This is a genomic window from Streptomyces sp. NPDC088147 (assembly GCF_044741565.1).
Taxonomy (GTDB): Bacteria; Actinomycetota; Actinomycetes; order Streptomycetales; family Streptomycetaceae; genus Streptomyces.
Genome location: NZ_JBIUSY010000012.1, coordinates 30432 through 42670 on the forward strand (window position 1 = coordinate 30432; position 12239 = coordinate 42670).

The window sequence follows — 12239 nt, forward strand, 5'->3', positions numbered from 1 at the left end:
GGATTCGTCCAGGCGGGTGGCGTTGACTCGCTGCTATGAGCAACGACACCACCCTCGACACCACCCTCGTCCTCGGCGCCACCGGCAAGACCGGGCGGCGGGTCGCCGCCCGGTTGCGGCTGCACGGCACCACGCGGGTGCGCGCCGCCTCCCGGTCGAGCCGGACCCGCTTCGACTGGTCCGAGCCCGACGGCTGGGACGCGGTCCTGAAGGGCGTCACCGCCGTCTATGTGGTTCCGCCGTCCGTGCCGGGACCGGTGCATGAGTTCGTGGCGCGGGCCGAGGCCGCCGGTGTGCGGCGCCTGGTCCTGCTCTCCGGGCACGGCGTCGACGCCTGGGGCGAGTCCGCGTTCGGGCTGGACATGCGCTCGGCCGAGGACGCCGTACGCGGCTCGGCGCTGGAGTGGACCGTTCTGCGGCCGTCGAACTTCAACCAGAACTTCGACGAGGACCTGTTCCACGCCCCGCTGGTCGCGGGAGAGCTGGCGCTTCCGGCCGGTGCGGTCCCCGAGCCGTTCATCGACGTGGAGGACGTCGCCGACGCCGTGGCCGCGGTGCTGGCCGAGCCCGGCCGGCACGCCGGGCGGGTCTACGAGCTGACCGGGCCGCGCGCGCTGACCTTCGCCGAGGCCGTCGAACTGATCTCCCGGGCGTCCGGGCGGCCCATCGCCTACAAGCAGGTCTCCCCGGCCGAGTACAGCGCGGCGCTGGTCGAGGAGGGCTGGGGCGAGGACGACGCCCAACATCTCGCCGAGATGTTCGTGCTGATGGAGCGTGGGGTGGGCGCCGGTGCGACGGACGGCATCGCCACCGTGCTGGGGCGCGCGCCACGGACGTTCGAGGAGTACGTCGTGCGGGCCGCGGCGGCGGGGGCCTGGGGGTCCTGACCCTCACCACGGTCCTCCACCGTCATCGTCATCCTCCACCGTCATCGTCAGCCTCCGCCCTCCACCGTCACCGTCCTCTGAAAGGGCCGCCATGAGCACCGGCACCAGCTTCCTGACCGCCGAGGACCTGGAGTTCCTCGGACGTCCCCTGCACGGGTTCCTGTCCGTGGCCGGGGGGACGCAGCCGCCACAGCCCCGGCCCGTGTGGTTCGAGGCCACCGCGGAGGGGACGGTCCAGTTCTTCACGGAGCCGGACTCGCTGAAGGTACGGCGCCTGCGCCACGACCCCCGCGCCTCGATCGTCGTCGCGGCCCCGGTGGGTGAGCGCGAGCGCTGGGTGTCCGTCGCCGGACGCGTCACGGTGGAGGCCGACGGAGCGCGCGACCTGTGCTCCCGGCTCGCCGCCCGCTACTGGGACCTCGACGACCCGGCCCGCGCCGACGCCCTCGCCACGATGCTGGCCACCGAGCATCTGCGCGTCGTCATCCACCCGGAGACCGTGCGCCGCCTCACGTACTGACCGACCGGGCCCCGGGCGGGGACAGGGGGCGGGGGCAGGGACAGGGGGGCGGGGACAGGGCGGGGGCAGACGGACTAATGCCCGGTGGCGGCGGAATGGGACCTTCGTAAGGCTTGAGGACGTAGATCGACGGGCTTCCTGTTCCTCGTCGCAGGGGTCTGTCCTCCGGTGCTCTCGAAGGAGATACGTCATGCCCGCTTCCTCCGCCCCCGGGGGTTCCCGGCGTTCGGAGTCCGATGTGCCGGAGTTCACGGCCTCGGCGCAGCTTGCCCGAGCGTTGCAGCAGATCGTGGTGGATCTCGTCGAGCTGCATCTCCAGGGGAAGCAGGCGCACTGGAACGTGGTCGGGCACAACTTCCGTGACCTGCACCTCCAACTGGACGAGGTGGTCGACGACGCCCGGGAGTCGGCCGACACCATCGCCGAACGCATGCGCGCGCTGGAGGCCTGGCCGGACGGCCGCTCCGACACGGTGTCAGCGACCACCACGCTCCCGGCGTTCCCGCAGGGCGTGCAGAGCGTGCAGGCCGTCGTCGACCTCGTCACCGCGCGTCTGCGGGCCACCGTCGATACGCTGCGCACCCTCCATGACCAGGTCGACAGCGAGGATCCGTCCACGGCCGACCTGCTGCACTCGATCATCGACTCCCTGGAGAAGCACGCCTGGATGGTCAGCGCGGAGAACCGTTCCGCCTGACGCCGTTCCCGCCCGCCGCGGGTGCCGGACCGCGTGCCCGCTCGCCTGCCTGCCACCCTGCCTGCCTGCCACCGTTCGCCACCCTCGATCCATCCGGACGGGTTACCCGTTGGGCCACGGTCCGTCGGCGCGAGCCGCTCTTCCCCCACGATGACGGCGGAATGACGCTCTGCGCCGACCGTGGTGTACGCCTTCCTCACCGAAGTCGTGCCCGGCCGGCCCGACTCAGGAAAAGGCAGATGCCGACAACTACCCGCAGGTTCGCTCGTATCGTCAAGGTCGCCGTGACCGTGGCCCTCTCGACGGCCGCCTTCGCCGTGCCCGCCACCGCCGCCCCCACCAGCACCGCACCGCCCGCCGACCACCACGGCAAGGCGGTGTTCGTCCAGAACGACCGCGTCGAAGGCAACCAGGTGATCGCCTACAGCCGCGAGGCCGACGGTTCCCTGCACAAGCGTGCGGTGTACGGCACCGGCGGCAAGGGCGGCGTGCTCGGCGGCTCCGTCGTCGACCACCTCGCCTCGCAGGGATCGCTGACGTACGACTCTCAGCACAAGCTGCTGTACGCGGTCAACGCGGGCAGCAACACGGTCACGGTGTTCTCGGTCGACGGCGACCGGCTCCACCGTCAGCAGGTCATCGAGTCCGGGGGCGTGTTCCCGGTCAGCGTCACCGCGCACGGCGACCGTGTCTTCGTGCTCAACGCGCGCGAGGGCGGCTCCATCCAGGGCTTCCGGCTCAAGGAGGGCAAGCTGCACCGGGTCGCGGCCTGGCACCGCGCACTGCGCCTGAACACCGGCGCCGCGCCCGAGTTCACCCACACCCCGGGCCAGGTGGCCTTCACCCCCGAGGGATCGCAGCTCGTCGTCACCACCAAGCTGGGTGGCAACAGCATCGAGATCTTCCATCTCGACCGTGAGGGCGTGCTGTCGCACAAGCCCGTCGTGGACAGCAAGCCGGGCGCGCAGCCGTTCGGGCTGACCTTCGACGCGCAGAACCGGCTCGTCGTCGCCGACGGCGTGGAGGACGCCCTCCTGACGTTCCGTATCCACAAGGACGGCCGTACCACCCTGGTCGACGCGGCACCGACCGGCCAGCAGGCCAGCTGCTGGGTCTCCCGCACGGGCAGCCACTTCTTCGCGTCCAACGCGGGCAGCAACACCGTCACCCGCTTCCTCCAGAACCGCGAGGCGCGCCTCGAACGCCTGGGCAACACCCCCACGGGCACGGGCACGGTGGACTCGTCCATCACTCCCGACGGCCGCTTCCTCTACGTCCAGACCGGCGGCGCGGGCGCCGTGGACGCCTTCCGTATCCACGCGGACGGCTCGCTGACCAAGATCAGTACCACGAAGGTCCCGGACGGCGTCGGCGGCGAGGGCATCGTCGCGCTCTGACCCGGTAGTCGCGTACGACGTGTGACACACCGCCCGTTCCCGTTCACGCGGCCTCCCCTCGTGAACGGGAACGGGAACGGGCACGGGTGGCCGCCGCCGCAGGCGCGCCCCTACCGCCTCTCCGGGACCAGAGTGTCCGAGCTGTCGAGCCAGAGGCGCTGACCGGCAGCGTTCACGGTGAGGCCGTACCGGGTGCGGTCCGGCGATCCGGCGCTCCGCCACCAGGCGTACGCGGCCTCCACCTCACTCCAGAGCCCGCGGGGACCGTACTGACGACAGTCGTACTCCGCCGTATCGGGTACGTAGTCGACGCTGGCCCAGGAGCCGGTGGCATGGTCGGCGAGCCAGAGCGTGAACTCGCCGTCGGGTCCGTGCCCGACGCTGTACCGGCAGTCGGGGACCAGAATTCCCGCGGTGAAGGCGGCGTTCTCGTCGCCGAGTACGAGCCGGGGGTCGAGGCAGGTGCGCGTGGCCGTGGCCCGGTCCTGTTCTTTGACGGTGGCCATGACGTTCCGGTGGGGGCTCTCGCTCCTGTTCCACATGAAGGCGGAGTCGCCGATGACGGGGCCGCTCGCGGTGCGGTCACCGCCTGCGACGAGGCGCAGGAGGACGCCGTTGTACAGGCCGGTTCCCCATGGCAGCACGATCACCCCGCCGGGAGCGGTCTGCTCCACCAGGGGATACGGCACGGTATGGAGGGCGCAGGTGACGATGACACGGTCGTAGGGCGCGTACGAGGGACAGCCGAGCCCGCCGTCGCCCGTGATGACCGTGGGGGCGTAGCCGGCGGTCTTCAGGTTCGCGCGGGCGGTGTCCGCGACGCGGGGGTCCACCTCGATGGAGACCACGTGCCGGCCGCCGAGCCGTTCGCTGAGGAGAGCGGCGTTGTAGCCGGTGCCCGTGCCGATCTCCAGTGCCGTCTGCCCGTCGGTCACGGCGAGGGCGTCGAGCATGGTGGCGACGACGCGCGGCATGCTCGCAGAGCTGGAGGGGATGAGCGCCGTGTCATGGCCGTTGTCCTCGACTTGGGTGACGAGCGCCTGATCGTCGTGGACGAGCGCGTGCCAGCGGTCGGGGTCGGTGGCGCGGTCGAGCGGGTGATAGCCGTCGTCGCCGCGGATCCAGATCCGGTCCGGGATGAACGGCTCGCGGTCGACCCGGGTGAAGGCGGCGCGCCACGCGGGGGAGAGGTAGCCCCCTCGGGTCAGCTCCTCGATGAGGCCGACCCGAGGGCCTTCTCCGCTCATCAACTCTTCGGTGTCTCAGGTCGTTTCGGATCGGCCGGCGGAATCGGCTTGTCGGGTTTGTGTCCGTCGCTCTCGGCGGTGTCGGGCTTTCCGCTGTGGCTGCCGCCCATCGTCGTCTCCTTCGCTCGATGACATAACGTGCTGTCATCGGAAGCTACCGGAGCGCCAGGGGGCGAAGAAAGGGGCGCCATCGCTGTTCGCGATGGCGCCCCGTAGTGCGTACTGAGGGTTACAGGCGCTCGGGGGCGCGGATGCCCAGGAGTGCCAGGCCCTGCCGGAGCGTGCGGGCCGTGATGTCGCAGAGGAAGAGGCGGTTCTCGACCAGCTCCGCCGGGTTCTCGTCGCTCAGTACGTGGCACTGGTCGTAGAACGTCGTGAAGTGCGAGGCCAGTTGGTACAGGTACGCGGCGAGCTTGTGCGGTTCGTACGCCGACGCGACCTCCGCCAGCACCTCGCCGAACTGGTCCACGTGCAGGCCCAGCGCCCGCTCGGCCGGGGCCAGTGCCAGCTCCGGGTGGGCGGCCGGCTTCGCGTCGCCCGCCCGGCGCAGGATCGACTGGATACGGGCGTACGCGTACTGGATGTAGACGGACGTGTCGCCGTTCAGCGAGACCATCTGGTCCAGGTCGAACTTGTAGTCCCGGGCCGCGGACGTGGACAGGTCGGCGTACTTCACCGCGCCGATGCCCACCTGCCGGCCGCGCTCGGCGATCTCCTCCTCGCTGAGGTCCTTCGCCTTCTCCCGTACGACCGCCGTCGCCCGCTCGACCGCCTCCTCCAGCAGGTCCACCAGCCGTACCGTCTCGCCCTCGCGGGTCTTGAACGGCTTGCCGTCCTTGCCGAGGACCGTGCCGAACGCCAGCTGGACGGCGTCGACCTCGTCGTTCAGCCAGCCGGCCCGGCGGGCGGTCTCGAAGACCATCTTGAAGTGCAGCGACTGGCGCGCGTCGACCACGTACAGCAGGGTCGTCGCCGACAGGTTCCGCACCCGGTCGCGGATCGCGGAGAGGTCGGTGGCCGCGTAGCCGTAACCGCCGTTGGACTTCTGGACGATGAGCGGGACCCTGTTGCCGTCCGGGCCCTTCACGTCGTCGAAGAACACGCAGAGCGCGCCCTCGGAGCGGACCGCGACCCCGGACTCCTCCAGGAGCCGGCAGGTCTCCTCCAGCATGTCGTTGTAGCCGGACTCGCCGACGATGTCGGGGTCGCGGATCTCCATGTCCAGCTGGTTGAAGACCGAGTAGAAGTAGATCTTCGACTCGTCCACGAACCGCTGCCACAGGGCCAGCGTCTCCTTGTCACCGGCCTGGAGGTCCACCACCCGGTCCCGCGCGCGTGCCTTGAACTCCTCGTCGGAGTCGAAGAGCGTCCGCGACGCCTTGTAGAGCCGGTTGAGGGAGGACATCGCCTCCTCGCCGGAGGTGGCGGCGTCCGCGGAGCCCCTGTGGTCCAACTCGTGCGGGTGCTCGATCAGATACTGGATGAGCATGCCGAACTGGGTGCCCCAGTCGCCGATGTGATGGCGCCGGACCACCTTCTCGCCGGTGAACTCCAGGATCTCCACCATCGCCGCGCCGATCACGGCGGAGCGCAGATGTCCGACGTGCATCTCCTTGGCCACGTTCGGCTGCGCGTAGTCGATGACCGTCGTGCCCGGCTCCGGCTCGTACGGGACGCCGAGCCGGGTGTCCGCCGCGCGGGCCGCGAGGGTCTCGATGATCGCCCGGTCCGCGATCGTGATGTTGAGGAAGCCGGGTCCTGAGACCTCGATGTCCTTGATCACGCCATCGGCGGGGAGCGACGCGACGACCCGCGTCGCCAGCTCGCGCGGGTTGCCCTTGAGCCGCTTGGCGAGCGCCAGGAGACCATTGGCCTGGAAATCGGCCCGGTCGCTTCGGCGCAGCAGCGGGTTCGCGGGACCGGCCTCCGGCAGGGCTGCCGAGAGGGCGTCCGCGATGCGCTGATCGACGGTCGAAGCGAGGGAAGTGACCGAGGCCATGGGCTGGTGCCGTTCCTGTCGGGTACGGAGGGAAGTCCTGCCCAGTATCCCATGGTGTAACAAGCCATTTTCGCTCTCCCGGGGGGACCTGGGAGAATGGCAGCCGCCGGAATGTTTGGGCGTACGAGAAAGAAGTAAGGACGTGCCGATCGTGGCTCAGAGCACCGAGACCGACTGGGTCTCCCGTTTCGCGGACGATGTCATCGCCGAGTCGGAGCGACGTGCGCCTGGCAAACCGGTCGTCGTCGCGTCCGGACTCTCCCCCTCCGGCCCCATCCACCTGGGGAACCTCCGCGAGGTCATGACCCCGCACCTGGTCGCGGACGAGATCCGCAGGCGCGGTCACGAGGTCAGGCATCTGATCTCCTGGGACGACTACGACCGCTATCGCAAGGTTCCGGCCGGCGTTCCCGGTACGGACCCGTCCTGGGCCGAGCACATCGGCAAGCCGCTGACGTCCGTGCCCGCCCCGGCGGGGTCCGCGTACCCGAACTGGGCCGAGCACTTCAAGGCGGCGATGACCGAGGCGCTGGCCGAGCTGGGCGTCGAGTACGACGGCATCAGCCAGACCGAGCAGTACACCGCCGGGGCGTACCGCGCGCAGATCCTGCACGCGATGAAGCACCGCGCGGACATCGACGCGATCCTCGACCGCTACCGGACGAAGGACAAGCCGAAGAACAACGCTTCTCAGGGCCAGAAGCAGGGGCAGAAGCAGGGGCAGAAGCAGCCCGAGGAAGCCGAGCTGGAGGCCGCCGAGGGCTCGGGCGCGGCGGCCGAGGACGACGGCAGCGGCGGGGCCGCCGGCTACTTCCCGTACAAGCCCTTCTGCGGCGGCTGCGGCAAGGACCTCACCACCGTCACCGCGTACGACGACGAGACGACCGCGCTCACGTACACCTGCGCGGAGTGCGGCTTCTCCGAGACCGTCCTGCTCAGCGAGTTCAACCGCGGCAAGCTGGTCTGGAAGGTCGACTGGCCGATGCGCTGGGCGTACGAGGGCGTGATCTTCGAGCCGTCCGGGGTCGACCACTCCTCGCCCGGGTCCTCGTTCGTCGTCGGCGGGCAGATCGTGCGCGAGATCTTCGACGGCGTCCAGCCGATCGGCCCGATGTACGCCTTCGTCGGGATCTCCGGGATGGCGAAGATGTCGTCCAGCAAGGGCGGCGTGCCGACCCCGGCCGACGCGCTGAAGATCATGGAGGCGCCCCTGCTGCGCTGGCTCTACGCGCGCCGCAGGCCCAACCAGTCGTTCAAGATCGCCTTCGACCAGGAGATCCAGCGGCTCTACGACGAGTGGGACGCGCTGGAGCGCAAGGTCGCCGACGGCTCCGTCCTGCCGGCCGACGCCGCCGCGTACTCCCGCGCCACGAGCACGGCGGCCGGTGCGCTGCCGCGTACGCCGCACCCGCTGCCGTACCGCACGCTGGCCTCGGTCGTGGACATCACGGCCGGTGCCGAGGAGCAGACCCTGCGGATCCTCAGCGAACTGGACCCGGCCCGTCCGCTGGCCTCGCTGGACGAGGCGCGTCCCCGGCTGGACCGCGCACAGAACTGGATCACCAGCCAGGTCCCGGCCGAGGCGCGGACGATCGTGCGCGCCGAGCCCGACCGGGAGCTGCTCGACTCGCTCGACGCGCGCGGGCACGAGTCGCTGCGGCTGCTGCTGGAGGGCCTGGACAGCCACTGGTCGCTGGACGGGCTGACCACGCTCGTCTACGGCGTGCCCAAGGTCATGGAGGGGCTGGCCCCCGACGCCAAGCCCACGGCGGAACTGAAGACCGCCCAGCGGTCGTTCTTCGCGCTGCTCTACCGGCTGCTGGTCGGCCGGGACACCGGGCCGCGGCTGCCCACGCTGCTGCTGGCGGTGGGCGCCGACCGGGTGAGGAAGCTGCTCGGCGGCTGAGCCGGTGCGCGATCGCGGCCGGTGCCGCGTTCAGGGAGTCCGCTCGTTGCTCCGTGAACGCGGCGGCCGGGCCGTGGGGCGCGGGCGCGTGCTCGCCGGACAGGGCTCAGGCGATGTACTCGTCGTCCAGTTCCGACTGGTACCGGGAGCGGAAGTCCTTCAGATACGGGCGGAGCGAACTCTCGCTCAGCGGGCCGCCGGTGCGGCCGGTGATCCCGTACAGATCGACCAAGTACAGCCCGAACTGGCGGCCGTTGGGGTAGTCGCCGTGCTCGCTGATGTACTTGCGGAAGGCGTTGAAGTACGCCTCCTCGCGTGAGATGTCGTCGGGGAGCGCGGGAACGGGAAGTTCCTCGGGCTGCTCCTGGACGGGGGCGGCCTCGGCGTACTGGCGCTGTTCCGGGGCCTGTTGGGGGACCGGCTCCGGCTCCGGGGTCGCGTACGGACCCTCCACGCGCTGATTGGGCACCCCGCCGAGCGGGCGGCTGCGGCCGGGGCCGGCGGGGATCATCACCGGGGCGGCGGGGTCCGGGCCTTCGGCGTACGCGGGGTTGTACGCGCCCTCGTAGGCCGCCTCCTGCACCTGCGGGGCCGCGAACCAGGGGCTCGGCTGGGGTTGGGGCTGAGGCTCGGGCTGGGGCTGCTGCTGGGGGTGCGGCTGCTGTTGTTGCTGGGGGTCCTGCTCCTGCTTCCGCAGCTGCGGCGGGATCGGCTGCTGCTGTTGCGGCTGCTGTTGCGGCTGGGACTGGGGCTGGGACTGCTGAGGCTGCTGGGGCTGCGGTTCCGCCGTCTGCTCCGGGGACGGGGACAGGGACGGGGACGGGCTCGCCGCGGGTATCTCGGCCCGGCCCTGCGGGAGTTCGGCCACCGGGGGCGGAGGCGGCAGCAGCACCGGTTCGATCCCGGCGGCGGCCAGCCCCGACGGCGCGGTGTCGGCGAGCGGTACGCCGTACTTCGCGAGCCGGAGCGGCATCAGCGCCTCGACCGGCGCCTTCCGGCGCCAGTTGCGGCCGTACCGCGCCTGAAGACGCGACTGGTAGATGAGCCTGTCCTGTTCGAGCTTGATGACCTGCTCGTACGAACGCAGCTCCCACAGCTTCATCCGGCGCCACAGCTTGAAGGTGGGCACCGGCGAGAGCAGCCAGCGGGTGAGCCGTACGCCCTCCATGTGCTTGTCGGCGGTGATGTCCGCGATCCGGCCGACCGCGTGGCGCGCCGCCTCGACGGAGACGATGAAGAGGAGCGGGATCACGGCGTGCATCCCGACGCCCAGCGGGTCCGGCCAGGCGGCGGCGCCGTTGAAGGCGATCGTCGCGGTCGTCAGCAGCCACGCCGACTGGCGCAGCAGCGGGAACGGGATCCGCATCCAGGTCAGGAGGAGGTCGAGCGCCAGCAGGACGCAGATGCCCGCGTCGATACCGATCGGGAAGACCAGGGAGAAACGCCCGAAGCCCTTGGCCTCGGCGAGTTCGCGCACGGCGGCGTAGGACCCCGCGAATCCGATCGCGGCGATGATCACCGCTCCGAACACCACGATCCCGATGAGAATCCGGTGCGTGCGTGTGAGCTGCATCGCGGCCACCCGCGATCTCCTCCCGTATTCGGCCTCTATGGGGCGTCAGGTACTCGACAACAATCACTCGACGCCCCGACACCCGGCGGGCACAGCCTGGCACATGTGTGCGGAGGGCGTTGCGCGGGGAGCGGAAGCAGGCCCTCAGGACGCGGCTTTGGAGCTCTCCCCGGCGGCCGGCGCGTCACCGGAACCGGCCGGCGCGTCCTCGGAACCGGCGGTGACGGCCGCCACGGCTTCCCTGGCCGCCTTCTCCGCGTTCTTCGTCAGATCGGCGGGGCTGGGCGACTTCGCGCCCGCGTACCCCGCGCCGTTGTAGGTGAGGGTGACGACGACGTTCTCCGCGCGGGCCACGACGGTCGCGTACGCGAAGTCCTCGTCGGTCTTCTTGAGGGTGTACGTGACCAGCGTCGCCTGGTCGCCGACGCCGGCCGTGGCGACGGACTTGAGGCTCTTGGCGCCCGCCGTGCCCTGGGCCCCGGCGACCTCCTTCGCGTAGTACTCGCCGGCGCGCTTGGCGCCGCTGCCGAGCGTGGCGTCGGAGTCGTACCGCATGAGGGAGACGTCGAGCCAGCGGTACTGCGAGCCCTTGACGCCCTTGTCCTCCAGACCGTTCCAGGAGCAGCTGCCGCGGGTGTCGATGTCGCTGGACTTGCCCGACGTACCGCCCTTGGTCTTGACCTTGGGAACGAGCGAGCCGACCGTCTTCGCGCCGATCGTGGCGCAGGCGTCGGGGAGCCCGCTGTACTTGGCCGGCGTGACCGTCGGGGACGGCGCGGTGCTCGGGCTCGACGAGGAGCCGTCGGCGTCGGTCTTGTCGCCGGAGTCGGACGAGCAGCCGGCGACGACGAGCATCACCGGAACGGCTGCGCAGGCGAGTATGCGGGTGAGTCGCGAGGCTGAACGGTGCATGGTTCCTTCAGTCGGTCGGTTGTCGTACGGTCCGATCGGCCACGGTAACCGCCGAGCCGGGTCCGCGGGCTCCCGGAGCGGGAGTCCGGGCCCCGCGCGCCCGGGGCGGGCGGCGGGGACGGGGGCGGCTACTCGTTGAGCTGCTCGGCGAGCGTCCGGGCCAGTTCCCGCGCCTTGTCCTGTAGTTCTCTGCTGTCGGGGACCACGGTGGGGTGGGCCGGCTGCTCGGTGTACCGGACGGTCACGATCACGTTCGATGTGCGGAACACCACGCTCACCGTGCGCTGCTGAGCAGCCGCGCCGGAGCGGGCGAGGACATCGTCCAGGAAGGCGGCGTCACCGAGATTCTCCAGGACGCGGGGTTCGAGGCCGTCGGGGGTCGTGCCGTCGGAGGGCGTGCCGTCGGGGGTGGTCGTGCCCGAGCCGGAGGCGGAGCCGGACGGGGTACCCGAAGGGGAGCCGGTCTCTCCGGTCTGTGTGCTCGTACCGGAGTCCGAGCCCGTACCCGCGTCCGTACCCGCGTCCGTACCCGCGCCGGAACCCGTCGCGGAGGGCATGCCGCCCGGCGCACCGGGAGCCGTGGCCGCGGGCAGCCCCGCGGCCGTCTCCGCCTTCGCGTAGACCTCCTGCGCCCGGTCGGCGTCGCTCACGGCCGGGTCGTACGACACGACGCGTTCGAGGTCGATCATCAGCTGGTTCGACGCGTCGGGGGAGGCGGCCTTCCAGGCGCACCCGACGCGGCGGTCGGTGTCGTATGTCACAGCGGCCGTGCCCTCGTACACCTTCGCCCGCTGGTCCTCGGGGAGCGAGGCGACGCCGGGCAGCAGATCCTTGAGCATGGAGCGCGGCACGGAGCCGCAGGGCTCGCGGAGCGTGCGGTACTTGCCGGGCTGGGCGGCGGTGGCGGTGGTGGGGCCGCCCGGCTTGGTGTCGGTGGTGGTGCCGTCCGCGCCACCGCCCCCCGAGCAGCCGGCGACGACCGCCACGAGGAGCGCCGCCAGGCCGGGTACGTACGCCTTGCGCGCCTTTGGCTGCACGGTCCCGGGCTCCCTTCTGTACGGGGTTCCGCGCGGGGCTCCGCGCGAAAACTGCTTGCCGCCG

The 12239-nt window shown here is 71.0% G+C and carries 10 protein-coding genes; 5 read left to right on the forward strand and 5 right to left on the reverse strand.

Features of this window, described 5'->3' with window-relative positions; translation table 11 throughout:
* Positions 1 to 35: 35 nt before the first annotated feature.
* The 4 genes from ACIOGX_RS34580 (at position 36) to ACIOGX_RS34595 (ending at position 3501) form a co-directional block, all read left to right on the forward strand.
* Positions 36 to 887 carry an NAD(P)H-binding protein gene (locus tag ACIOGX_RS34580; RefSeq protein ID WP_401918665.1) on the forward strand — a complete coding sequence of 284 codons (852 nt, stop codon included), beginning with the start codon at positions 36 to 38 and terminating at the stop codon, positions 885 to 887.
* Positions 888 to 978: 91 nt separating this feature from the next.
* The gene (locus ACIOGX_RS34585) at positions 979 to 1407 is read left to right on the forward strand and encodes a pyridoxamine 5'-phosphate oxidase family protein (RefSeq protein WP_356516822.1); all 429 of its coding nucleotides are present in this window, start codon (positions 979 to 981) and stop codon (positions 1405 to 1407) included.
* A gap of 190 nt (positions 1408 to 1597) precedes the next feature.
* Positions 1598 to 2104 carry a Dps family protein gene (locus ACIOGX_RS34590; RefSeq protein ID WP_401769024.1) on the forward strand — a complete coding sequence of 169 codons (507 nt, stop codon included), beginning with the start codon at positions 1598 to 1600 and terminating at the stop codon, positions 2102 to 2104.
* Positions 2105 to 2343: 239 nt separating this feature from the next.
* A complete protein-coding gene (locus tag ACIOGX_RS34595) occupies positions 2344 to 3501 on the forward strand; it encodes a lactonase family protein (protein WP_401918667.1) in 1158 nt (385 codons plus the stop codon).
* A 110-nt stretch (positions 3502 to 3611) separates the two neighbouring features.
* Here the strand turns inward: ACIOGX_RS34595 and ACIOGX_RS34600 are convergent, their stop codons facing one another.
* Both ACIOGX_RS34600 and argS read right to left on the reverse strand, forming a co-directional pair.
* Positions 3612 to 4748, reverse strand: coding sequence for a methyltransferase domain-containing protein (locus ACIOGX_RS34600; RefSeq protein ID WP_401918669.1), 1137 nt, complete (start codon positions 4746 to 4748; stop codon positions 3612 to 3614).
* A 229-nt stretch (positions 4749 to 4977) separates the two neighbouring features.
* Complete coding sequence (gene argS / locus ACIOGX_RS34605) at positions 4978 to 6747, reverse strand: arginine--tRNA ligase (protein ID WP_383973305.1); 1770 nt, start codon at positions 6745 to 6747, stop codon at positions 4978 to 4980.
* 142 nt (positions 6748 to 6889) lie between these two features.
* On the opposite strand from argS, the gene lysS reads away from it, so the two are divergent.
* Positions 6890 to 8653 carry a lysine--tRNA ligase gene (gene lysS / locus ACIOGX_RS34610; protein WP_387016013.1) on the forward strand — a complete coding sequence of 588 codons (1764 nt, stop codon included), beginning with the start codon at positions 6890 to 6892 and terminating at the stop codon, positions 8651 to 8653.
* 106 nt (positions 8654 to 8759) lie between these two features.
* On the opposite strand, the gene ACIOGX_RS34615 is transcribed toward lysS, so the two are convergent.
* The 3 genes from ACIOGX_RS34615 to ACIOGX_RS34625 all read right to left on the reverse strand — a co-directional run bounded on the left by ACIOGX_RS34615 (position 8760) and on the right by ACIOGX_RS34625 (position 12175).
* Positions 8760 to 10235, reverse strand: coding sequence for a DUF2637 domain-containing protein (locus ACIOGX_RS34615; RefSeq protein ID WP_401918672.1), 1476 nt, complete (start codon positions 10233 to 10235; stop codon positions 8760 to 8762).
* A 135-nt stretch (positions 10236 to 10370) separates the two neighbouring features.
* The gene (locus tag ACIOGX_RS34620) at positions 10371 to 11138 is read right to left on the reverse strand and encodes a DUF3558 domain-containing protein (RefSeq protein ID WP_401769011.1); all 768 of its coding nucleotides are present in this window, start codon (positions 11136 to 11138) and stop codon (positions 10371 to 10373) included.
* Between the two features lie 128 nt (positions 11139 to 11266).
* A complete protein-coding gene (locus ACIOGX_RS34625; protein WP_401918674.1) occupies positions 11267 to 12175 on the reverse strand; it encodes a DUF3558 domain-containing protein in 909 nt (302 codons plus the stop codon).
* Positions 12176 to 12239: the final 64 nt, after the last annotated feature.